Genomic DNA, 21,745 nt, shown 5'->3' on the forward strand with positions numbered 1-21,745 from the left:
TAAGGAAACTGGCATGCAACTGACGAACTCGTCGGCCATCGTCACCGGCGGTGCGTCCGGTCTCGGGCTGGCCACCGTCAAACGACTCGTCGAGCAAGGCGTTCACGTCGTGATCGTCGATCTGCCGACGTCTGCGGGCGCCGAAGTCGCGGCCGAACTGGGCGAACTGGTCCAGTTCGGCCCGGCGGACGTGGCCGAGCCGACTGCGGTCGACGCGGCGCTCGACCTCGCAGAGGCCCGCGCACCGCTGCGCACCGTGGTGCACTGTGCCGGCCGCGGCGGCACCGTCCGCGTCGTCGAACGCGACGGCGAACCGGGGTCGCTCGACCTCTACACCTCCCTGATCACCACCAACCTGATCGGCAGCTTCAACGTCCTGCGGCTGGCCGCTGCCCGGATGGTCGCGAACGAGGTCGTCGACGGTGAGCGAGGCGTCGTGATCATGACCGCATCGGTGGCCGCGTGGGAAGGCCAGATCGGTCAGATCCCCTACGCGTCGGCGAAGGCCGGCGTCGTCGGCATGACCCTCGTCGCCGCCCGCGACCTGGCGCGCAAACTGGTTCGCGTCAACTCGATCGCGCCGGGCGTGTTCGACACCCCGATCCTCTCGCGCTTCTCGCAGGAGGTCCGCGACGGTCTCGCCGCGCAGATCCCTCATCCCGCACGCCTCGGCGACCCCGACGAGTATGCGCGCCTGGCGATGGCGATCATCGACAACGGCATGCTCAACGGCGAGGTGATACGCCTCGACGGCGCGATCAGGATGGCGCCGAAGTGACTGTTCACACCGAGATCCGCGGCGGCGTCCTCATCGTCACCATCGACCGCCCCGAGGTCAAGAACGCGATCGACACGGCCACCGCTCAAGCGATCGCCGACGCGATGGATCAGCTCGACCGCGAGCCCGAACTCGTCGCCAGCGTCCTCACCGGTGCGGGCGGCACCTTCTGCGCCGGGATGGACCTCAAGGCCTTCCTCGCCGGCGAGCGTCCGTCCATCGACGGTCGTGGTTTCGCGGGCATCGCGCAGACGCCGCCCGCCAAACCGGTGATCGCCGCCGTCGAAGGGCACGCCATCGCCGGCGGTTTCGAGATCGTCCTCGCCTGCGATCTCGTCGTCGCTTCCGAGACCGCGGTCTTCGGGCTGCCCGAAGTCAAGCGAGGGCTGCTCGCCGGTGGCGGCGGTCTGCTGCGACTGCCGGAGCGGGTTCCGTACGCGCTCGGTCTGGAGTGGGCGCTGACCGGTGATCTCGTGACCGCCGAGCAGGCGCGGGAGGCCGGATTGATCAGCCGTCTCACGCCGAAGGGTGACGCGCTGGGCGTGGCGGTCGGGCTCGCCGAGCGGATCGCGAAGAACGGTCCGCTGGCGGTGCGCGGCACCAAGGAGATCTGGACCAGAGCGCGCGACTGGAGCAACGACGAGCGGTTCGAGCGGATGTGGGAGATCTACGAGCCCATCCGTTCGTCCGAGGACGCCAGAGAGGGCGCGACGGCGTTCCGGGAGAAGCGCGCCCCCGTCTGGAAGGGGCGCTGACCGATGACTTTCGTGATCACGCGGCCCTGCTGCAACGATGCGAGCTGTGTCAGCGTGTGCCCGGTGAACTGCATCCATCCGACGCCCGAGGAGCCCGAGTTCGCCACGGCCGAGATGCTCTACATCGATCCGGAGACCTGCATCGACTGCGGGGCCTGCGTCGATGCCTGCCCGGTCGATGCAATCTTCCCGGACGACGAGCTCGCCGAGGAGGACGAGCCCTATCTGCGGTTGAACGCCGACTACTACCGCGACCACGACGTCGAGGCGGGTGCGCCGCAGCTGGTTCGCGCGCCGAAGCTCCCCGACGATGAGGTGCACGTCGCGGTGGTCGGGGCAGGTCCCGCGGCCTTCTACGCGGCAGAGGAACTCATCCGGCACCCCTCGGTGCGGGTTGACGTGTTCGATCGCCTGCCGACGCCGTACGGTCTGGTCCGGGCGGGCGTTGCGCCCGACCACGCGAAGACCAAGCGGGTGGAGCGGACCTTCGCGTCGGCGGCGCGGAAGAAGAACTTCCGGTACTACCTCGGGGTGGAGGTCGGTCGCGACATCTCCCACGACGAGCTCGTCGACCGCTATCACGCGGTGCTGTACGCCAGCGGGGCATCGGCAGACAAGCGTCTGGGGATCGACGGCGAGTCCCTGCCCGGGTCGGTGGCCGCCACCGATTTCGTCGCCTGGTACAACGGTCATCCCGACCACGCCGACGACGTCTACGATCTGTCGGCGGACCGGGCGGTGGTCATCGGCAACGGCAACGTGGCACTGGACGTCGCCCGGATCCTGCTGACCGATCCCGACGAACTCGCGGCCACGGATGTCGCGGCGCACGCGCTCGAGGCCTTGCGGGCCTCGTCGATCCGCGAGGTCGTCGTCCTCGGGCGTCGGAGCATCGCCGACGGTGCGTACACGAACTCCGAGTTCCTTTCGATGGGCCTGATCGACGGGGTCGACGTGGTCATCGACGAGGCGGATCTGAGGTTGTCGCCGAGACTGGCGAAACAGGTCGCCGACGACAGCGTCGACAGCACGATCGGCTCGAAGATCCGACTCGCACGCGAGTACGCCGAGAACGGGGAGGGCGGTAACCGAAGGCGCGTCGTCTTCCGCTACCTGACTGCGCCGACCGCGATTCTCGGGGAGGAACGCGTCAGCGGTGTCCGGGTCGTCCGCAATGTCTTCGACTCCGCGTCCGACCGGGTGGTTCCGAGCGGAGAGAGCGTCGAGATCGACGCGGGCCTGGTGATCCGTTCGATCGGCTATCGAGGGATCGCGGTGGAGGGTCTGCCCTTCGACGACGACACCGGCGTGGTGCCGAACGAGGCCGGTCGCGTCCTCGGCGACGACGGTGCGCCGGTGCCCGGCCATTACGTGGCCGGGTGGCTCAAGCGCGGGGCGTCCGGCGGTATCGGAACCAACCGATTCTGCGGACAGGAGACGGCGGGAGCGCTGGTCGACGACGTGATCGCCGGTGTGCTGCCGACTCCCGGATCCTCCCGCGAGGAGGTACCCGAGCTGCTCGCCGCCCGCGGAGTCCACGTCGTCGATGCCGACGGATGGGCCGCCATCGACCGGGCCGAACGAGAAGCCGGTCGGGCGATCGGCAGTCCGCGCCGGAAGATCGTCACGATCGCCGGCCTGCGCGAGGCCGCCGGTAGGTCGGCCGTCATCTAGTGTCCTGCACCGGAAATTCGCTTGCGGTTTCTGCGGCCAGGTGAACGCCTGGCTGCGTTGTCGTCGGTCGACATAGCTACCGCTATGCCTCCCTCCTCCGCCTTGCCAGCCGCCCACCGGATCCACAGAAACACGAAAGCAATTTCCGGCGCAGGACACTCGCCGCACTCTTCAGATTCATGAACATGATTGTTAGCATCAGAATTCAATGATGCACACCGGGCGTGCTCGCCCTCGACAACGAATATCCGACAGCGGAGGTCATCATGGGACGGTTCGACGGCAAGAAGGCCCTCATCACCGGAGGGGCGCGCGGCCAGGGGCGCTCGCATGCGCTGCGCCTGGCGCGTGAGGGCGCCGATGTCGCGATTCTCGACATCGCGGCTCAGGTGGAATCCGTCGCCTACCCGACGTCGACGCCGGAGGACCTCGAGGCGACCGCGGCCGAACTCGAGGAGTTCGGCGGCAAGGTTCTCGCCATCACGTGCGATGTCCGGGACCAAGCGGCCGTGGAGGCGGCCGTCGCCGAGGTGGAGGACGCATTCGGCGCCATCGACATCGTGCTCGCGAACGCGGGTGTCATGGCCAGCTACGGCGACAAGAAGCACGACATGGCCGCGTGGGACGACTCGGTGGCGATCATGCTCAACGGCGTCTATTACACGCTGCGCGCAGTCACTCCGGGCATGATCGAGCGAGGTCGAGGCGGTGCGATCGTCATCACCGGCTCGACGTCGAGCTACATCGGGGTCGCCTACAAGCCCGAGATGCTCAACCCCGGGCAGATGGGCTACGGCGCCGCCAAGAGCGGCGTGCTCTCGCTGATGCGGAACTTCGCGATGGTGCTGGGCAAGCACGGGGTCCGGGTCAACACCGTGATTCCGGCCGGGGTGGCCACCAAGATGATCAGGAACGAGTTCTTCGAGGCGGATCTGGCGGGCGACGCTCCCGGCGGGTGGATGGCCAACGTGATGGAGCACGGGCCGGTGGAACCGGAGGAGATCACCAACGCCGTCACCTGGCTCTGTTCGGACGAGGCGCGTTTCGTCACCGGACAGTCGCTCGCGGTCGACATGGGGACTATGCTGCTGTGAGCCGTGGCGCGGGCCGATCCGTCGGCGCAGGTCGGCCCGGCGAAAGCAGCGCTCGGTCGGATCGTCGACGGACTCGGGCCTAAGCGGCCGCCGACGCCCGACGGCGGCGCCACCACACACCGCCGGCCGCGACGACCAGCAGGCCGAGAGCCGTGATCGCGCCGGTCACGATGCCGCGGCCGATGCGATCGGCGTGATCGAAGACGTATGCGGGCTGAGTCTCGTCGCTGACGAGGGAGTCGTCGGCCGAGGCGAGGTTGTTCGACACCGTGCCGAGTGCGAACTTGAGCTGGCGGATCCCGCCGACCATCGATTGAGCGGCCTTCTCGGTATCGGCCTTGGCGGCGGAGAGCTTCGCGAGACCCTCGGTGAGCTGCGTCGCGGCCGTCTGCGCCTGGCCGACGGCACCGTCGATCGCTCGCGCGGCGGGTCCGGTCGCCTCGGTCGCGGCCTTCAGCTCGGTGCGCAGCGGCCCGAGGCCGCCGAGGGTGGCGGCGACGTCGCGGCTCGCGGACTGCAGCGATTTCAGCTGGGCGATCGTCTTGTCCGCACCGGGGGTGTTGCTGCGATCGAGTCCGTCGATGATCGGGGTGATCATGGTGTCGATGCTCTTGGCGGAGCCGGCCAGACCGCTTGCCTCGTCCAGGCCCCGTGCGACGCTGGTCCCGAGCTCCTGGATCCTGGTCGCCGCCGACTCCAGGCGCGGGGCGCCCGCCAGGCCCGTCGCCATCTGATCGGCCGCGCGCTTGGCCGTGTCGATCGAGCGGAAGGTCGGCTCGATGCTCGACACGAGCGTCTCGATGCCCGCGGTGCTGCTGTTGACGGCGGAGGACATCAGGTCGACCATCATCTTCGCCGACGACACCGAGTCCTTCGCCGACGCCACGTCGTCCGGGCTGAGGTCGACCGCCGGGGGCCGGAGCGTGGGGTCGGAGTTGAGGAAGGTCAGGCCGCCCACCAGGACACCGACCAGGAGCGTCATGGCCACGGCGAGCCCGGCGAGCAGCGCGCGAACCGGTCGCCTCGACGGCGGCGAGGTCTCGGTCTGCTCGTCGATCGAATCGGGACTCGGATCGGCGCCGTGCTCGTCGGCGCTGTCCGGACTCCAGCTGCCCGGACTCGAGTCCTCGGGTTCGGCCGCATGCCTCGGCGGTGGTACAGACGTCACGGTGGGCTCCTTCATCGGTCGACGGCGTCGACCTGCCCGGCGGGCAGACCGCGGCAGACCCTACCAACCCGACATAAGCGTTCTCTCAGGAGAAGTTCTCGCCACACCGGTCAGACACTTTCGGCGCCGCACCGCCTACTCGGGCGCGAAGCGCGCCAACACCTCCGCGACCCGGGCGTCGGTGAGCTGCGGAAAGTCGTCGTACGCGGCGCTGACGCCGACGAAGTACCCCGGGCGGTCAGGGCACACGACGCGGTCGGCGTCGGGAAACAGGTCGGCGACCTCGCTCGGGCCCGTCGGCACCGCGACCACCGCCCCGGCGACGCTCCGGCGGCGCAGCGTGCGCAGTGCGGCGGCCATCGTGGCCCCGGTCGCGACGCCGTCGTCGACGATCAGCACCGTCTTGCCCGCCACGGCCGCCGGCGGTCGGTCGTGGCGGTACAGCGTCTGGCGGCGTCGCAGCTCGGTGCGGGCGGCGTCGATCGCGCGGGTCAGATCGGCGTCGGTCGTCCCCGACTCGCGGACGACGTCGTCGTTGACGACCAGCGCGCCGTCCTCGCCGATGGCCCCGGCGGCGACCTCCGGCCAACCGGGGACGCCCAGCTTGTGGACGAGGCAGACGTCGAGGGGTGCGCGCAGTCGCTCGGCGATCGGAGCGGCCACGTCGACCCCGCCGCGCGGCAGGGCGAGCACGATCACGTCGGGCCGACCGGTGAAGGCGTCGAGTGCCTCCGCGAGGACCCGCCCGGCGTGTTCGCGGTCCCGATACCGGCGGTCGGGGAGCAACCGCAACCTCATGAACCCACGGTAGCGCGCCGGTACGACACCGCAGGCGAAGCCGCCCGCCCCTTCGAGGCGAAGCCGCCCGACCCTTCCCGGCGTCAGATGGTCTGCCGCGCCGCGACGGCCTGCTGGTACAGTCGACCGGCCCGATACGACGACCGCACCAGCGGACCGGACATCACCCCGAGGAAGCCGAGCTCGGTGGCGACCCCGGCCCAGTCGACGAACTCGTTCGGCTTCACCCAGCGGTCGACCGGGTGGTGGCGGGGTGAGGGGCGCAGGTACTGGGTGATCGTGACCAGGTCGCAGCCCGCCGAGCGCAGATCCTGCAGTGCGGTGCGCACCTCGTCGTCGGTCTCGCCCATGCCGAGGATGAGGTTGGACTTCGTGATGAGTCCGGCGTCGCGGGCCGCGGTGAGGACCGCGAGGGAACGCTCGTAGGTGAATCCCGGGCGGATCCGTTTGAAGATCCTCGGCACGGTCTCGACGTTGTGGGCGAGCACGCTGGGGCGGGTCTCGAAGACGGTCTCGAGCAGATCGAGGCGTCCGTTGAAGTCGGGGATCAGCAGTTCGATGCCGCTGTCGGGCCGGGCCTGACGGATCTGGCGCACCGTTTCGGCCCACAGCCAGGCGCCGCCGTCGTCGAGGTCGTCGCGGGCGACACCGGTGACGGTGGCGTATCGCAACTCCATCGCGGCGACCGATTCGGCGACTCGGCGTGGTTCGTCGCGGTCGAGGGACGCCGGCTTGCCGGTGTCGATGTTGCAGAAGTCGCACCGGCGCGTGCACTGCTCGCCGCCGATCAGGAATGTGGCCTCCCGGTCGTCCCAGCACTCGAAGATGTTGGGGCACAGGGCTTCCTGGCAAACGGTCCGCAGATTCTCCTGGCGGACCAGGTTGTTGACGGCGAGGAACTCGGGCCCGGTGCGAGCTCGTGCCTTGATCCATTCGGGTTTCTGCTCGATGGGTGTCTGCGAGTTGCGGACCTCCAGTCGCAGCAGCTTGCGCTCGGGGTTTCGTGCCGATTCCATGTCTCGCTCCTAAGTCACATCGGGTGAGTGGTTGTGTGATGGGTTACAGGTATGACAACATACCGGAAGACCGATTGATGCGGGCTCAACCCGATCCCTGGCGACAGGCGATGAGGGGACGCGGCCCGCCGAACTCAGGAGTGAACATGGCAGACGATGTCACCCGAGAAGACGCGCTCGAGCTCATGGCTCGCATGGTGCGGATTCGCAAATTCGAGGAGCTCGCCGCGCGACTGCGGATGAAGGGGCTGATCCCCGGGTTCCTGCACCCCTACATCGGCCAGGAGGCGGTCGCCGTCGGCGTCTGCGCCGCGCTCGGGGCGGGCGACGTCCTGACCAGCACGCACCGCGGACACGGCCACATCCTCGGCCGCGGAGCCGATCCCGCGCGGATGTACGCCGAACTGTTCGCCCGCGCCACCGGCTACAACAGCGGCAAGGGCGGATCGTTGCACATGATCGACACCGACCTCGGCTTCCTCGGCGCCAACGGAATCGTCGCCGGCGGCATCCCGCTGGCCACCGGGGCAGCGCTGCAGCTGAAGCGGACCGGTTCCGGCGACGTCGCCGTCACCTTCTTCGGCGACGGCGCCTCCAACGAGGGGGCCTTCCACGAGGCGATGAACCTCGCGGCGCTCTGGAAGCTGCCCGTCCTGTTCGTGTGCGAGAACAACCTGTACGGCGAGTTCACCCGCCAGGACAAGCACCAGCTGATCACCGACGTCGCCGATCGGGCGGCGAGCTACGTGATGCCCGGCGTCGTCGTCGACGGCAACGACGTGCTCGCGGTCAAGGACGTCACGGCCGAGGCCGTCGCGCGGGCCAGGGCCGGTGACGGACCGACGCTCATCGAGGCGAAGACCTACCGGCACCACGGCCATTTCGAGGGCGACATGGCTCGGTACCGGCCGAAGGACGAGGTCGCCCACTGGATGAGCCGCGACCCGATCGACCTGTTCGCCCAGGTCCTCACCGATCGGTGTGGCGTTTCCGCCGACGAGGTCGACGCGCTCAAGACCGAGGTCGTCGACGAGCTGAAGCGAGCCGCGGCCTGGGCCGAGGAACAGCCCTTCCCGAACGCGTCCGAAGCCCTCACCGACATCTACGTCAACGACTACGAAGGAGCCATGCTGCGCTGACTCGATTCACCAATGCCGATGCTGTCCGGCAGGCGATCGCCGAAGAGATGGAGCGCGACCCCGCGGTCATCCTGATCGGCGAGGACGTCGGCGAACCCGGCGGCGTCTTCGGCGTCACGAAGGGGCTGTGGGACCAGTTCGGCGCGGACCGGCTGTGGGACACCCCGATCTCCGAGGAGGCGATCGTCGGCGCCGCCGTCGGCGCGGCGATGGTCGGCGCCCGGCCGATCGCCGAGATCATGTTCGGCGACTTCGTCACCCTGGCCATGGACATGATCGTCAACCAGGCAGCCAAGATGCACTACATGACCGGCGGAAAGCTGTCGGTGCCGATGGTCGTGCGCATGGTGACCGGTACCGCGGGCTCCACCGCGGCGCAGCATTCGCAGAGCCTGGAGTCGTGGTTCCTGCACGTCCCCGGACTGAAGGTCGTCGCGCCGTCGACGCCGGAGGACACCAAGGGCCTGATGAAGCAGGCCATCCGCGACCCCGACCCGGTCATCTTCTTCGAGCACAAGCAGGTCTACGGCGGCCGCGGCGGCCCCGCCGGCGAAGTGGTCGCGGTGGAGCCGATCCCGTTCGGTAAGGGACGCCTGCACCGCGAGGGCACCGACGTCACCGTCGTCTCGTACCTCAAGACGCTGCACGACTCGCTCGACGCCGCAGAAGAGCTCGCCGCGGACGGGATCTCCGTCGAGGTGTGGGATCCGCGGACGCTGGTGCCGTTCGACTACGACGGACTGCGGGCGTCGATCGCCAAGACCGGCCGCCTGGTCATCGCACACGAGGCCGTCCAGCGCGGCGGCGTCGGCGCCGAGATCGCCGCGTGGGCGGCGTCGGAATGCCACGACCTGCTCACGGCGCCGATCCTGCGCATCGGCAACCGCAACTCGCCGATTCCGTACGCCCCGGTCCTCGAACGCGAGGTGATCCCGGGCAAGGAGCGGATCGTCGACGAGATCCGCAAGCTCATCGGCTGACGCCGACCATCCCCGCATCCGCACCAATCAATCAGACGAACAGAGTCAGGAGTCAATCACATGGCAACCGAGTACCCGATGCCGCAATGGGGCATCACCATGGAAGAGGGCACGATCTCCGAATGGCAGGTGGCCGTCGGCGACCAGGTCGACGAGGGCACCGTGCTCGCCCAGATCGCGACCGACAAGATCGACGTCGACTTCGAGTCGCCCGCCGGCGGCGTGATCGCGGCGCTGCTGGCCGCAGAGGGTGACACGGTGGCGTGTGGGACGTCGATCGTCGTCATCGCCGACGACGCCGACGCGGCCGCCGCCTACCAGGCCTGACGGAGGTCGGAGAGACTCTCATGAGCGAACAGACGAGCCGGCTGAGCCGGATCCGCAGCATCATCGCCCAGCGCATGCACGACTCGCTGGCGACCACCGCGCAGCTCACCTCCGTCGTCGAGGTCGATGTCACCGACATCATGGACGCGCGACGCGCCCGTGGCGCCGAGTTCAAGGCCGAGCACGGGGTCTCGCTGTCGCCCTTCGCGGTGATCGCCCGCGCAGCGGTACTGGCACTCGCCGAGCACCCGCTGCTCAACGCGCGGATCGACGTCGAGGAGGGGACCATGACGCAGTTCCCGGAAGTGAACCTCGGGGTGGCCGTGGACACCGAGGCCGGACTGCTCGTGCCGAACATCAAGTCGGCCCAGGAGCTGGACGTCGTCGGGCTGGCCGGCGCGATCGCAGGGACCGCGGAGAAGGCACGCGGGCGCGGACTCAAACCCGCAGACCTGGAGGGCGGCACCTTCACCCTCACCAACACCGGCTCGCGCGGATCGATCCTCGACACACCGATCCTCAACGCTCCGGAGGTGGGGATCCTCGCCACCGGCGCGGTGGAGCGGCGCCCGATCGCCGTCGGCGAGGTCGGCTCGGAGACGGTTCAGGTGCGCGACTGCGCCTACCTGTGCCTGACCTACGACCACCGGCTGGTCGACGGGGCCGACGCGGCTCGCTATCTCGGTACGGTCAAAGACCTCCTCGAGTCCGGCCGCCTGCTCGCCGAACTGGGACTGACGGTGAGCGCCGCGCGGTGAGCCGCCGGGTCGAGCGCCGCCGGGTCGATCACTGCCGGGTCGATCACTGCGGTCTGGTGGTCAGCGACCTCGACGATGCCGTCGACTTTTTCCGCACCCACCTGGGCGCGCAGGTGTCCTTCGGCATGGAACGGTTCGTCGATCCCACCGGTGCGGCACCCCGTCGGCTCGGCGCCGCGACCGGCAGCTTCGCGCTGACGATGCTGACCCTCGGCGATGCTCGGGTGGAACTGCTGCAGTGGTGGGACGGCGACGGACGTCCGATCACCGACACCGGGACCGCCCGCCGACCCGACCGGGTCGGGGCCGCTCACCTGGGGATCGTGGTGCCCGACGTGTCCGCCGCGCTGGAACCGCTGCGGTCGGTCGAGGCGGCCACGATCCTTAGTGAACCGGTCACGTTCGACTCCGCGGCCACCCCCGGGTTGACCAACGCCTTCGTCTGGACCCGGTTCGGTGTTCTGCTCGAACTGATGGCGTGGCCGGCCACCGACGATCCCGGCGGCGACGCCGGATCGACCGACTGATCGCGGGACCGACCCGCGACGAAAGGAACTCGTGACCACTCACGATGCGCTCCTGCTCACTGGCACAACTCTCTCGGGGAGCACCGACCGGTACGACGTGCTGGTCGAGGACGGACGCATCGCGGCCGTGACACCGACGGGTGCGCGGTCACCTGATCGACCCGATGCCGAACGCATCGACCTGTCCGGGTACCTGCTGCTGCCCGCCGCGGCCGAACCCCACGCTCACCTGGACAAGGCCTTCCTCGCCGGGCGCGCCGCCAACGTCACCGGCGACCTGCTCGGCGCGATCGACGCCCTCCGCGCCGTCTACCCGACGCTCACCGAAGCCGATGTCCGCGAACGGGCGGGCAAGGCTCTCGACATCGCGGTGGCACGGGGCTTCACCGCGGTGCGCAGCCACGCCGACGTGGACCCGGTCCTCGGGACCGTCGGGGTCCGTGCCCTGGTGGAGCTGTCCCGGGCACGAGACGACCTCGACCTGTCGGTCGTCGCGCTGGTCTCGCAGCCGCTCACCGGCGACGACGGCGCCGAGCGCCGCCGCCTGCTCGAGGAGGCCATCGACATCGGGGTCCATGCGATCGGCGGCGCGCCGGCCCTGGACCCAAACCCGCACGGCGCGGTCCGGGTGCTGGCCGAGTACGCGGCGCAGGCCGACCTGCCGATCGATCTGCACCTCGACGAGACCCTCGACGCCGACAGCCGGACCCTCGACGTCTTCATCAACGAAGTCGACCGGCTCGGGCTCGGCGGCCGCGCGAGCGCGTCGCACTGCGTCAGCCTGGGGCGGCGGGACCTGTCCGACGTCGTCGAGACCGCTCGCCGACTGGCCGACGTCGGGATCGCGCTGATCACGCTGCCGCAGACCAACCTCGGGCTGCAGGGGCGCGACCAGCCGACGCGGACCGCGCGCGGACTGCCGCCGGTGCGCGCGCTTCGCGAGGCCGGCGTCACGGTGGCCGGCGGCAGCGACAACTGGCGCGACATGTTCAATCCGCTCGGGCGGATCGATCCGCTCGAGACCGCGGCGCTCCTGGTCGCCGCCGGACATCTGCTGCCCGCGCAAGCCCTGGACGCGGTGACCGTCGACGCCCGCTCGGCGATCGGCGCCCCCGCCGCACGCGTGGAGGCGGGCGCACCGGCCGAACTGCTCGCCATCCGCGCCGACTCCATCGACGACGCGATCGCCTCCGGCACCGAGGCTCGCGTCGTCATCCACCGGGGCCGGGTGGTCGCCCGGACCGAGGTCCGCACCCACCGCCCCCACACCGACTCATCCGGATTCTCAGGAGAAGACAAATGACCGCAACCTTCACCCGTGGCCCGTGGACCACGCTGCAACTGCCGACCGGCGACCAGAAGTTCTGCGTGACCGGCAACGGCAGCCTCGACAGCATCGACCCGACCACCGGCGAGATCGTCGCCACCCTGTCGGTCTCGACGACGAACGCCGAGGTCGACCAGGTCGTCAGCGCGGCGCACGCGGCGCTCGCCGCGTCGCCGTGGAAGAACGACGGCGCTCGCCGAGCCCGCGTCCTCAACCGGTATGCGCAGGCGCTGCGCGACGACGTCGACCGCCTCGCCGAACTCCTCACTCGCGAGCAGGGCAAGACCCTCGGCGAGTCGCGCAACGAGGTGCTGGCCTCGGCCGACATGGTCGAGTACTACGCCGGTGCGGCGCGGATGCTGTACGGCCGCTCGATGGCGCTGAGCGACACCGCGCACGCCGTGGTGCTGCGCGAACCGATCGGCGTCGTCGGCGTCATCACCCCGTGGAACTGGCCGTTGCTCCTGATGATCCGGGCCATCGCGCCCGCACTCGCCGCAGGCAACGCCGTCGTCGTGAAGCCGGCCAGCGTCACCCCGGCGATCACCGTCGAGGGCCTCGCACCGCTCGCCGCCGACCCCGAACTGCCCGAGGGCGTCGTCTTGTGCGTCCTGGGATCGGGCGGCATCGTCGGCGACGCCGTGGTGACCAATCCGGGCGTCGACATGATCGCCTTCACCGGCGAGTCCGGCACCGGCATCAATGTGATGAAGCGGGCCGCCGACGACCTGCGCAAGGTCTCCCTCGAACTCGGTGGCAAGTCGCCCAACATCGTCTTCGCCGACGCCGACCTGGACAAGGCCCTCGACGGTGCGGTGAACGCGGCCTTCACCACCAGCGGCCAGATCTGCACGGCGGGCAGCCGACTGCTGGTCGAGGACTCCGTCTACGACGAGTTCACCGCCCGACTGGGCGAGCGGATCGCCGGCTTCCGGCTCGGCGATCCCCTCGACCCGGCCACCACGCTGGCCCCGGTCGTGTCCAAGTCCCAGCAGAAGTCGGTGACCGAGTACGCCGAGATCGGCCGCTCCAGCGGCACCGTCCTCGCCGAGGGGACGCTGCCGGCCGACGCCGACGAGCACTCCTGCTTCGTGGCGCCGATCGTCATCGGCGACCTGCCCGCCGATTCGCCGGTGGTGCAGGAGGAGATCTTCGGACCGGTCCTGGTGGTTCAGCGGTTCGCCGACGAGGCCGAGGCCATCGCCATCGCCGAGGACAGCGAGTTCGGGCTCGCGGCCGGCATCTGGACGAGCGACCTGAACCGGGCGTGGCGGGTGGGTCGCGCGGTCAGCGCCGGCTCGGTGTGGATCAACACCTATCACCACTTCTATGCCGAAGCCGAGGTCGGCGGGTTCAAGAAGTCGGGGCTGGGTCGTCAGCAGGGCGTCACCGGCATCGAGGAGTTCACCGAGACCAAGCACCTCAACTTCGATTCGGCGGAGTCGCTGTGGTGACCCGGGCCCTGTCGATCGAGCTGATCTGGCGCGACCGGACCTTCCCCGAGCGAGCCGCAGCGGCGGCGCAGGCGGGCTTCGACCTGGTCGACCTGTGGGATCGTCGCACCAGCGACCTGCCCGCGCTCGCCGCGGCGTGCGACGACCACGGCATCGGCATCAACGGCTTCTTCGGCAACCGCGATCACGGACTCGCTGATCCGGACAACGGCGCCGCGGCGCTGGAGGAGATCGCTCGCAACCTCGACGCCGCGCACGAGGTCGGTGCCCGTCAGCTCCACGTGTTCTCGAACGCGATCGCGCCCGGCGGCGTCGTCAAACCCGTACCGGCCCCGCACGTCACCGCCTGGGGCACGGCGATCGAGAATCTGGCGCGCGCCGCAGATCTGGCGCGCGAGGCCGGGGTCACGCTGATGCTCGAGCACCTCAACTCGGTGTATCTGCCCGGCTATCTGTGGGCCGACGCCGGGACGGTGGCGTGCGCGGCCCGCGAGGTCGGCCGCGACGAGGTCCGCGCGGTCTTCGACACCTATCACCAGCAGCTGACCGCCGGCCGGTTGGTCGACACCCTGATCGGCGGCTGGGACTGGTACGGCCGCATCGACATCGCCGGGGTGCCGGGCCGATGCGAGCCTGGCCGCGGCGAGATCGACTTCGGCTACCTGCGGACCGTGCTGACCGAACGCGGTTGGGACGGACCGATGACCTTCGAGATCACTCCGGCCGGCGACCCGGCCGAGGCGATGACTGCGATCAACCGGGTGTTCCCCGGAAAGGACATGGCATGACCGATTTCGACAACGACCTGGTGGTCCTCGGCGGGGGATCGGGCGGATACGCGGCAGCGCTGCGCGCGGCCGATCTCGGTCTGCGGGTCACGCTGGTCGAGTCCGCCGAACTCGGCGGCACTTGCCTGCACCGGGGATGCATCCCCACCAAGGCGCTGCTGCACGCGGGGCAGGTGGCCGAGACGGTGCGTAGCGCCGGTCAGTTCGGCGTCGGCGCCGAGCTCACCGGGATCGACGTGGCGAAGGTGCAGAAGTACAAGGACTCGATCGTCACGCGGCTGCACCGCGGCCTCACCGGGCTGATCGGGGTGCGCGGCATCACCGTGGTGAAGGGTTTCGGCACCCTCGTCGACGGTCACACGGTGTCGGTGGACGGTCAGCTGATCAGCGGCGCCAACGTGGTGCTCGCGACCGGTTCGGTGCCGGTGACCCCGCCGGGATTCGCCCCTGGCGGACCGGTGCTGACCAGCGACGAGGCGCTGTCGCTGGATCGTCTTCCCGGCAGTGCGATCATCCTGGGTGGGGGCGTCATCGGTGTCGAGTTCGCCAGCATCTGGGCGTCGATGGGCACCGAGGTGACCCTCGTCGAAGCCGGCGATCGGCTGGTTCCCGCCGAAGACCCCGACTCGTCGGCGCGGCTGCAGCGCGCCTTCAAACGTCGACGGATCGAGATCCGCACCGGGTCGACGATGACCGGGCTGACCCGGCTCGACAACGGCGTCGAGGCCACCCTCGACGACGGATCGACGCTGACCGCCGACGTCCTGCTGGTCGCGGTGGGCCGCGCGCCGTCGTCGGCCGGGCTCGCCGAGGCCGGCGTCGAGGTCGACTCCGCGGGTTTCGTGGTCACCGACGATCGACTGCGCACCAGCATCGATTCCGTGTTCGCGGTGGGCGATCTGGTGCGCGGACCTCAGCTCGCGCACCGCGGTTTCGCGCACGGCGTCTTCGTCGCCGAACAGATCGCCGGCCGGTCGCCGGAGCCGGTGGCCGATGCGGGGATCCCGCGGGTCACGTACTCGCAGCCCGAGCTCGCCTCGGTCGGCCTGTCGGAGGCCGACGCCGCCGTCGCTCACGGCGGCGAGGCCCGCAGCGTCGTCTACGACCTCGCCGGCAACGGCCGGGCCCAGATCCTCAAGGCGTCCGGCCTGGTGAAGCTCGTCCTGGGACCCGACGACCGAGTCCTGGGAGTCCACCTGGTCGGCGAGCACGTCGGCGAGCTGGTGGGCGAGGCCCAGCTGCTGACGCAACTGGGTGTGCCCGCCGCCGATGCCGCGCGATTGATTCACGCGCATCCGACGCTGGGCGAATCCGTGGGGGAGGCGATGCTCATGGCGGTGGGCGCGCCGCTGCACGCTCACAGCTAGGCCGTGAGCATCTCCGCCGTGTCCGCTGGGCTCGGCATCCGTCGATATGGGCAGTGAATCTCTTCAAAAGACCCACAGTGCGATCAGCACTTCACAAGTAAGGCGGTGGACAACAATGACCGATCCATCTCACGAAACGAAGACATCAGAGCAGATCGAAGAGGATCTCGCTCAGAAGTACAAGCAGCCCAAGAGCGTCGAGCAGTTCGGCGTGGAGGCGATCCCCGACGAACTGCGGACGGTCCGCTGGTGGGACATCTTCTCGATCTTCCTCAACTTCCTGGTCAATCCGGGAACCATCACCATCGCCGGAATCCTCATCGCCGCGGGCCTGGGCTTCTGGCAGGCGATGATCACCGGCGTGCTGAGCATTCTGATCGGATTCTCGGTCTATCTGGTGGCGGCGACGGTCGGCTCCGACTACGCCATTCCCGGCCTGGTCAGCATGCGGAGCGCCTTCGGCATCCGAGGGGCCTCGCTCACGTCGATCCTGCGGGCGCTCTCGAGCATCTACTGGTTCGCCTTCCAGACCGTCGCCGCGGCATTCGGCATCTCGATGGTGCTGCAGCGACTGTTCGACCGCGAGTTCTCGCTGATCTGGATCTGCATCGCCTGCGCGGTGATGCAGCTCGTGGTGTCGATGTACGGCTACAACGCCCTGGCGAAGCTGTCTCGATTCGCGTTCGTGTTCAAGATCGGCTTCTCCGGCGTCATCGTCTACCTGCTGATGACCTACCCGATGGACGGATTCGCCCCCAGTGAGGTCCTGACCTTCGCCGGCTCCGACCACGGGCAGCTCACCCTGATGGCCTTCTGGGCCTTCGCGTGGGGCACGTCGTGGTTCTCGAACTTCACCGACGCCGCCGACTTCTGCCGCTACACCAAGAGCCGCAAGGAGATGTGGTTGGGCACCCTGCTCGCCGCCATCGTCGGACAGCTGATCTGCTCGTTCATCGGCGGTTACGCGGTCGCCGCGCTCGGCGGCCACATGGGCTCGGAGGAGAGCTCGCTGACCGTCATCGTCGACGTCACCCGGGGCTCGGGGATCCTGCTGGTGCTGGTGCTGGTGTACGTGGTGCTCGACGCGTGGATGATCAACGTGCAGAACCTGTACACGGCGGGGCTGGCGATCACCTCGTTGTTCGAGCGGATCGGCCGGTTCTGGGGCACGCTCGGCGTCGGCATCCTCGGCATCGCCCTGTCGATGTCGTCCAGCCTGATCAGCGGCTTCGACGGCTACATGGACGCGCTGGGCAACATCTTCGCGCCGCTGGCCGGCGTCTTCGTCGCCCACTACGTGGTCCTGCAGCGTTGGGGCATGTCGGTGCCCGACCTGTTCGCGGGCGAACAGAGCCGCTACTGGTACTGGCAGGGCGTCAACTGGGTCGCCATGGGTGCGGTCGTCGTCGGGATCCCGGTCAACCACCTGGTCCCGCAGGAATACGGCAACATCCTGGTGTCGGCGGTGTTCTCCGGCGTCGTCTACCTGGTGTCGGTGTCGGTGCTGAAGCGCAACTCCGCGCCGCTGGTCACGGCCCTGTACCCGATTCCCGACCGGCCCACCCACTCCTACCGCGACAAGGGCGTCGCCGCGGACTACATCGCCGTGTGAGCCCGACGGGGTCGTGACATGACGAGCGGTCATCGGTCTGCGCCTTCGAGGGTGCGGACCGATGACCGCGGTCAGTCGGGAGGCTCGGTCACGTCGATCGAGCGCAGCCAGGCGCCGATGCGGTTCATGTGGGCGCGCGCGGCGAGGCGTGCGGCCTCGGGGTCGCGCGCGGCGATCGCTTCGGCGATCGCGCGGTGCTCGACGACGGACTGGGCCGGCTGGCCCTCGTGCGAGAAGGTCGCCCCCCGCGACTCGGTGAGCATGGAGTTCAGCTCGCCGAGGAGACGGCGGAGAAGTGTGCCGTCGCTGTACTCGGCGATGGTGAGGTGGAAGTCGAGATCGAGGCCGGGGACCGCCGCGAGATCACCCCGTTCGACGGCGTCGGCGAACGCCTCGGCGGCCGCGCGGATGCGGGTAACGGCGAGGTCGTCGGAGCCCGCGGCGACCTGGGCCGCGGCGAGTTCGTCGAGGGCGCCGCGGACGTCGGCGAGCTCGATGAGGTCGTCGCGGTGCAGGGCGATGAAGGGGTGGACGCGTTCGCTGTACCGGTCGTCGATCGACTCGGTGACGAAGACGCCTCGACCGTGCTGGACGGTGAGCAGCCCCATCGCCTCCAGCGCCGCCACCGCCTGCCGGATGCTCACCCGGCTCACCCCGAACGTCGACGCCAATTCCCGTTCGGGCGGCAGCGCCGACCCCGGCGCCAAGTCTCCGCTGCGAATGGCCCGGAGCAACTGCTCCCTGACCTGCTGGGTGGGGCCGAGTCGCTGGACTGCTTTGAATGTCGGAGGATCGGACTTCCGCTTCGACATCATCTCGATCTCCTGGAAAAGCCGCCCCGTCGAGGGCGCGCGCCTGACAGCACGAAAAGAAAGACTATACCCATGGCGATCGCACGGATGGCTCGTTTCAGATGGGCCGGACTTCATGGAGTTCTCCATGGAACCGAAGTCGCGGCCCGCACCGCCGCACTCGCCGGCGCCGGGTTGGTGATCCTGGCGATGTGCGACCGGATCGACCTCGCCGCCTACACCATGTTCGGCGCCTTCTGCGCGGCGTACGGAGGCAACGAGCAGTACCGGACCCGGGCGCGCACGGTCGCGGTCGCCGGTCTGGTCAACCTGTCGGCGATGGTCGCCGGGATCGGGTTGGCCCTTGTCGAGGCGACCTCGGCTGCTCGTCTGGTGGCGTTCGCGCTCTTGATCGCGGTCGCCGTCGTCGCGGCGTACCGCTACGAGCTGGTGCCCGCCCAGCCCTTCTTTCCGGTGATCTCGCTCCTGGTGTGCGCAGTGATCCCCGTGTCGGGCTGGACCGATGCCGCCGCGCGCATCGGCATCGCGACGCTCGCCACCGTCGGCAGCTGGGGACTGTCGATGTCGGGCTGGCTGGTGCGCCGGCTGCTGCGGCACCGACCGGGCGGCATGCGACCGAGTCCTGGCGGCCCAGCGATCTCCGATTCCGCCGACGCCCAGCGGCGGCTGCTTCTCAAGGACCTGAACGGCGTGACCCGGGTCCGCCCGCTGGGCCCGGCCCGCGACGCCATCGCCATGACCGTGGGCCTGATCGTCGGTGCGGGAGTGATCTCCGAACTGATCGTGCAGGCGCTGGGACTGCCGAGGTCGTACTGGGCGCTGGTGACGTGCGCGTCGGTGATGCCGATGGTCGGCGGCGCGGTGTCGTCGAAGAAGGCCGTCGAACGGGTCATCGGCACCGCGGTCGGGGTGCTTCTGCTGACGATGGCGCCGGCCCTGCCGCTGCCGGTGACGATCGGCATCATCGCGATCGTCGTCTCGCAGTTCTTCACGCAGCTCCTGGTCGCCGCCTTCTACGCCGAGGCGCTGGTGTTCATCACGGTGCTGGTGTTCGTGAGCCTGAGCTACTCGATGCCCCTGTCTGACACCGACCTGTTGGCGCGGCTCGCTGACACCGCGGTCGGATCGGCGGTGTCGTTGGTCCTCCTGGCCGTCGTGAGTCGCATCGTTCCCCGGGTCACCGAACCCGGTGGTCTGATCAGACGAGATGATGCCGACAGGTGCATCGCAAACCGAGAATTGGACAAACTGGACTGATATGATATGTGACCGAATGAGGGTAATCCGTCGAGCCGCTGTCGCGGGTGACGGCCCGGGCCGAAGAGGCGGGCCGACCGCGTCGAGGAAAGAGTGGGGGACATGACTGTTCGTGCCAATCGAGGATCGTCTGCGCGCGCTTCCGGAGCGGAGTTCACCGCGGTGCGCCGCGTCAGTCCCACGCAGCAGGTGCGCAAGCAGCTGCTCGAAGCCATCGAGAGCGGCGAGTTCGCTCCGGGCGCGCCGCTGCCGTCCGAACGAGAGCTGTGCGAGTCCTTCGGCGTCAGCCGCGTCAGCGTCCGGGAGGCGTTGGCCGGCCTCGAGGCGATGAACCTGATCAGCATCCAGCACGGTCGCGGCGCCTTCGTGAAGGAGAGCTTCGGCGACCAGTACTCGGGGCCGTTCACGAAGTACCTGGAACTGCATCGCGACGAGATGATGGAGATGCTCAAGGTTCGCGGGGCGCTCGACGAGCTGGCTGCTCACGAAGTGGCGCTCGCCGGCAAGCCCGATGCGATCGCCGCGATCGAGGAGGCTGGACGCGAGTTCGAGGCTGCGGCCGAGGCGGGCGACCTTCGGGCGGCCTCCGACTCCGACCGCGCGTTCCACCAGCGGATCGCCGACGGCGTCGACGGGGAACTGCTCCCGCGGCTGATCCACGAGTCGAACAACGTGCTGCTCGATTCGCGAGTCGCGACCTTCTCGCACGAAGGGCAGCTCACCCAGTCCGTCGCCGAGCACCGAGCCATCATGGATGCGATCGCGGCGGGGGACGGGCCTGCGGCCAGGCAGGCCGTGAACGCGCATATGACGCGTTTGATGCAGTGGCTGGAGAACTTCGAGCCCGACGCCTCTTAGGCTTGCGCGCCTGATTCCGGCCACCTCGATCGAGTTGTATCGAGGTGGTCGGCCCTGTCTCGTGCTCGCCTCGATCGATCCGAAGGCTGCGGGGCATCTCGATACGCCGGCTCACTTCGTTCGCCGGCTACTCGATGAGCCTGGGGTCGTCGTGCGGGTGTGGCTGCGCGGGTTCACTTCGTTCGCCGGCTACTCGATGAGCCTGGGGGCGTCGTGCGGGTGTGGCTGCGCGGGTTCACTGCGTTCGCCGGTTGCTCGATGAGCCTGGGGCGTGACTTTGTTCTCGATGAGCCGAGGTCGTTTGTGCCGCACGTGGCATCTGTCGTCTGTTATGGTTCCCGTCACAGATAATACAAGTTACCTCTAGTCCTCAGTCCAGGAAAGGTGACCGAATGACACTCCCACTTGAAGGCAAGGTCGCGTACATCACCGGCGTCGCGCGAGGGCAGGGCCGTGCGCATGCGATCCGGCTGGCCGAAGCGGGTGCCGACATCATCGGGATGGACCTGTGCCGGCACATCGACGGGATCGAGTACGCGCTCGCCGAACCCGCCGACCTCGAGCAGACGGTGAAAGAGGTCGAGGCGCTCGGCCGGAGAATGGTGTGGGAGCAGGGCGACGTCCGTGACCCCGACTTCCTCGCGCGCCTGGCCCAGCGGGGCAAGGACGAGCTGGGCCGCATCGACTTCGTGATCGCCAACGCCGGCGTGATGCCGCTGTACGGTCCGCGTTCCAACGAGCGGTTGGCGTGGAACCTGGCGCTCGACGTGCTGCTGACCGGCGCGATGAACACCGTCGAGGCCACCTACCCCCACATCGTCGAGCAGGGGGAGGGCGGGTCGATCATCCTCATCAGCTCGATGGCCGCCGTTCAGCCGATGATGCGCACCGAGATCGGCCATTCGATGGGCAACATCGGCTACGCCGCCGCGAAGGCGGGTGTGGTCAATCTCGCCGCCAATTACGCAAGCCTGCTGGCGGGCGACCGGATCCGGGTGAACACCATCTGCCCGACCGGCGTGCACACGCCGATGGTCGACAACGACATGGTCAAGCACTTCTACGACAACGTCGCCGGGCCCGAAGACGTCAAGGTGCTGGTACCGGCGATTCCGATCGACATGGTCGAATCGGTCGACATCGCCAACGCCGCCTACTGGCTGTGCTCGGACGACTCGCGCTACTTCACCGGAAGCACCATGCGCATCGACGGCGGCGCCTTCTTGCGCTGAGCCGTCCTCTCGGGCCGGCCGGGC

The 21,745-nt window shown here is 69.0% G+C and carries 21 protein-coding genes; 17 read left to right on the forward strand and 4 right to left on the reverse strand.

Annotation, left to right across the window (positions count from 1 at the left end; genetic code table 11):
* Positions 1-13 precede the first annotated feature (13 nt).
* The 4 genes from AAFO60_RS17385 (at position 14) to AAFO60_RS17400 (ending at position 4,301) form a co-directional block, all read left to right on the forward strand.
* Positions 14-778, forward strand: a complete 765-nt coding sequence (locus AAFO60_RS17385; protein ID WP_347957491.1) for an SDR family NAD(P)-dependent oxidoreductase — start codon at positions 14-16, stop codon at positions 776-778.
* Positions 775-1,533: a crotonase/enoyl-CoA hydratase family protein gene (locus tag AAFO60_RS17390; RefSeq protein ID WP_347957492.1), complete on the forward strand. Its 759-nt coding sequence runs from the start codon at positions 775-777 to the stop codon at positions 1,531-1,533. The genes AAFO60_RS17385 and AAFO60_RS17390 overlap by 4 nt, the downstream gene beginning before the upstream one ends.
* Before the next feature lie 3 nt (positions 1,534-1,536).
* Entirely contained in the window at positions 1,537-3,207 is a 1,671-nt protein-coding gene (locus AAFO60_RS17395; protein WP_347957493.1) for an FAD-dependent oxidoreductase, read from the forward strand.
* A gap of 266 nt (positions 3,208-3,473) precedes the next feature.
* Positions 3,474-4,301, forward strand: coding sequence for a mycofactocin-coupled SDR family oxidoreductase (locus tag AAFO60_RS17400; RefSeq protein ID WP_347957494.1), 828 nt, complete (start codon positions 3,474-3,476; stop codon positions 4,299-4,301).
* A 79-nt stretch (positions 4,302-4,380) separates the two neighbouring features.
* Here the strand turns inward: AAFO60_RS17400 and AAFO60_RS17405 are convergent, their stop codons facing one another.
* The 3 genes from AAFO60_RS17405 to lipA form a co-directional block, all read right to left on the reverse strand.
* On the reverse strand, positions 4,381-5,469 hold the full coding sequence (locus AAFO60_RS17405) for a hypothetical protein (protein ID WP_347957495.1): 1,089 nt from the start codon (positions 5,467-5,469) through the stop codon (positions 4,381-4,383).
* 135 nt (positions 5,470-5,604) lie between these two features.
* Positions 5,605-6,267, reverse strand: coding sequence for a phosphoribosyltransferase (locus tag AAFO60_RS17410; RefSeq protein WP_347957496.1), 663 nt, complete (start codon positions 6,265-6,267; stop codon positions 5,605-5,607).
* Positions 6,268-6,350: 83 nt separating this feature from the next.
* Positions 6,351-7,283 carry a lipoyl synthase gene (gene lipA, locus AAFO60_RS17415; RefSeq protein ID WP_347957497.1) on the reverse strand — a complete coding sequence of 311 codons (933 nt, stop codon included), beginning with the start codon at positions 7,281-7,283 and terminating at the stop codon, positions 6,351-6,353.
* Between the two features lie 146 nt (positions 7,284-7,429).
* On the opposite strand from lipA, the gene AAFO60_RS17420 reads away from it, so the two are divergent.
* The 10 genes from AAFO60_RS17420 to AAFO60_RS17465 all read left to right on the forward strand — a co-directional run bounded on the left by AAFO60_RS17420 (position 7,430) and on the right by AAFO60_RS17465 (position 17,562).
* A complete protein-coding gene (locus AAFO60_RS17420; RefSeq protein ID WP_347957498.1) occupies positions 7,430-8,422 on the forward strand; it encodes a thiamine pyrophosphate-dependent dehydrogenase E1 component subunit alpha in 993 nt (330 codons plus the stop codon).
* The gene (locus AAFO60_RS17425; protein WP_347957519.1) at positions 8,419-9,402 is read left to right on the forward strand and encodes an alpha-ketoacid dehydrogenase subunit beta; all 984 of its coding nucleotides are present in this window, start codon (positions 8,419-8,421) and stop codon (positions 9,400-9,402) included. The genes AAFO60_RS17420 and AAFO60_RS17425 overlap by 4 nt, the downstream gene beginning before the upstream one ends.
* Before the next feature lie 60 nt (positions 9,403-9,462).
* Positions 9,463-9,729, forward strand: coding sequence for a lipoyl domain-containing protein (locus AAFO60_RS17430; RefSeq protein ID WP_347957499.1), 267 nt, complete (start codon positions 9,463-9,465; stop codon positions 9,727-9,729).
* A 20-nt stretch (positions 9,730-9,749) separates the two neighbouring features.
* Positions 9,750-10,487 (forward strand): 2-oxo acid dehydrogenase subunit E2, encoded by a 738-nt coding sequence (locus tag AAFO60_RS17435; RefSeq protein WP_347957500.1) that lies wholly within the window; start codon positions 9,750-9,752, stop codon positions 10,485-10,487.
* Positions 10,484-11,014 carry a VOC family protein gene (locus AAFO60_RS17440; protein ID WP_347957501.1) on the forward strand — a complete coding sequence of 177 codons (531 nt, stop codon included), beginning with the start codon at positions 10,484-10,486 and terminating at the stop codon, positions 11,012-11,014. The genes AAFO60_RS17435 and AAFO60_RS17440 overlap by 4 nt, the downstream gene beginning before the upstream one ends.
* 31 nt (positions 11,015-11,045) lie before the next feature.
* The gene (locus AAFO60_RS17445) at positions 11,046-12,317 is read left to right on the forward strand and encodes an amidohydrolase family protein (protein ID WP_347957502.1); all 1,272 of its coding nucleotides are present in this window, start codon (positions 11,046-11,048) and stop codon (positions 12,315-12,317) included.
* Positions 12,314-13,795: an aldehyde dehydrogenase family protein gene (locus AAFO60_RS17450; RefSeq protein WP_347957503.1), complete on the forward strand. Its 1,482-nt coding sequence runs from the start codon at positions 12,314-12,316 to the stop codon at positions 13,793-13,795. The genes AAFO60_RS17445 and AAFO60_RS17450 overlap by 4 nt, the downstream gene beginning before the upstream one ends.
* Positions 13,792-14,583 carry a TIM barrel protein gene (locus AAFO60_RS17455; RefSeq protein WP_347957504.1) on the forward strand — a complete coding sequence of 264 codons (792 nt, stop codon included), beginning with the start codon at positions 13,792-13,794 and terminating at the stop codon, positions 14,581-14,583. Before AAFO60_RS17450 ends, AAFO60_RS17455 begins: the two co-directional genes overlap by 4 nt.
* The gene (lpdA, locus tag AAFO60_RS17460; protein WP_347957505.1) at positions 14,580-15,950 is read left to right on the forward strand and encodes a dihydrolipoyl dehydrogenase; all 1,371 of its coding nucleotides are present in this window, start codon (positions 14,580-14,582) and stop codon (positions 15,948-15,950) included. Before AAFO60_RS17455 ends, lpdA begins: the two co-directional genes overlap by 4 nt.
* A gap of 115 nt (positions 15,951-16,065) precedes the next feature.
* Positions 16,066-17,562 (forward strand): purine-cytosine permease family protein, encoded by a 1,497-nt coding sequence (locus AAFO60_RS17465; protein WP_347957506.1) that lies wholly within the window; start codon positions 16,066-16,068, stop codon positions 17,560-17,562.
* 71 nt (positions 17,563-17,633) lie between these two features.
* Here the strand turns inward: AAFO60_RS17465 and AAFO60_RS17470 are convergent, their stop codons facing one another.
* Positions 17,634-18,377, reverse strand: a complete 744-nt coding sequence (locus AAFO60_RS17470) for a FadR/GntR family transcriptional regulator (protein WP_347957507.1) — start codon at positions 18,375-18,377, stop codon at positions 17,634-17,636.
* A gap of 69 nt (positions 18,378-18,446) precedes the next feature.
* On the opposite strand from AAFO60_RS17470, the gene AAFO60_RS17475 reads away from it, so the two are divergent.
* The 3 genes from AAFO60_RS17475 to AAFO60_RS17485 all read left to right on the forward strand — a co-directional run bounded on the left by AAFO60_RS17475 (position 18,447) and on the right by AAFO60_RS17485 (position 21,721).
* Positions 18,447-19,631, forward strand: a complete 1,185-nt coding sequence (locus AAFO60_RS17475; RefSeq protein WP_347957508.1) for an FUSC family protein — start codon at positions 18,447-18,449, stop codon at positions 19,629-19,631.
* A 102-nt stretch (positions 19,632-19,733) separates the two neighbouring features.
* A complete protein-coding gene (locus tag AAFO60_RS17480; protein ID WP_347957509.1) occupies positions 19,734-20,489 on the forward strand; it encodes a FadR/GntR family transcriptional regulator in 756 nt (251 codons plus the stop codon).
* A gap of 392 nt (positions 20,490-20,881) precedes the next feature.
* Positions 20,882-21,721, forward strand: coding sequence for a mycofactocin-coupled SDR family oxidoreductase (locus AAFO60_RS17485; protein WP_347957510.1), 840 nt, complete (start codon positions 20,882-20,884; stop codon positions 21,719-21,721).
* Positions 21,722-21,745 lie beyond the last annotated feature (24 nt).

Source organism: Gordonia aichiensis, from assembly GCF_039946255.1.
Taxonomy (GTDB): Bacteria; Actinomycetota; Actinomycetes; order Mycobacteriales; family Mycobacteriaceae; genus Gordonia; species Gordonia aichiensis_A.

Excerpts from the sequence above, each read along its gene's own strand:
- AAFO60_RS17400 (WP_347957494.1), top strand. The coding sequence starts at position 3,474 with ATGGGACGGTTCGACGGCAAGAAGGCCCTCATCACCGGAGGGGCGCGC.
- AAFO60_RS17450 (WP_347957503.1), top strand. The coding sequence starts at position 12,314 with ATGACCGCAACCTTCACCCGTGGCCCGTGGACCACGCTGCAACTGCCG.
- AAFO60_RS17435 (WP_347957500.1), top strand. The coding sequence starts at position 9,750 with ATGAGCGAACAGACGAGCCGGCTGAGCCGGATCCGCAGCATCATCGCC.
- lipA (WP_347957497.1), bottom strand. The coding sequence starts at position 7,283 with ATGGAATCGGCACGAAACCCCGAGCGCAAGCTGCTGCGACTGGAGGTC.
- AAFO60_RS17430 (WP_347957499.1), top strand. The coding sequence starts at position 9,463 with ATGGCAACCGAGTACCCGATGCCGCAATGGGGCATCACCATGGAAGAG.
- AAFO60_RS17410 (WP_347957496.1), bottom strand. The coding sequence starts at position 6,267 with ATGAGGTTGCGGTTGCTCCCCGACCGCCGGTATCGGGACCGCGAACAC.
- AAFO60_RS17385 (WP_347957491.1), top strand. The coding sequence starts at position 14 with ATGCAACTGACGAACTCGTCGGCCATCGTCACCGGCGGTGCGTCCGGT.
- AAFO60_RS17395 (WP_347957493.1), top strand. The coding sequence starts at position 1,537 with ATGACTTTCGTGATCACGCGGCCCTGCTGCAACGATGCGAGCTGTGTC.
- lpdA (WP_347957505.1), top strand. The coding sequence starts at position 14,580 with ATGACCGATTTCGACAACGACCTGGTGGTCCTCGGCGGGGGATCGGGC.
- AAFO60_RS17420 (WP_347957498.1), top strand. The coding sequence starts at position 7,430 with ATGGCAGACGATGTCACCCGAGAAGACGCGCTCGAGCTCATGGCTCGC.
- AAFO60_RS17475 (WP_347957508.1), top strand. The coding sequence starts at position 18,447 with ATGGCGATCGCACGGATGGCTCGTTTCAGATGGGCCGGACTTCATGGA.
- AAFO60_RS17485 (WP_347957510.1), top strand. The coding sequence starts at position 20,882 with ATGACACTCCCACTTGAAGGCAAGGTCGCGTACATCACCGGCGTCGCG.
- AAFO60_RS17470 (WP_347957507.1), bottom strand. The coding sequence starts at position 18,377 with ATGATGTCGAAGCGGAAGTCCGATCCTCCGACATTCAAAGCAGTCCAG.
- AAFO60_RS17480 (WP_347957509.1), top strand. The coding sequence starts at position 19,734 with ATGACTGTTCGTGCCAATCGAGGATCGTCTGCGCGCGCTTCCGGAGCG.
- AAFO60_RS17465 (WP_347957506.1), top strand. The coding sequence starts at position 16,066 with ATGACCGATCCATCTCACGAAACGAAGACATCAGAGCAGATCGAAGAG.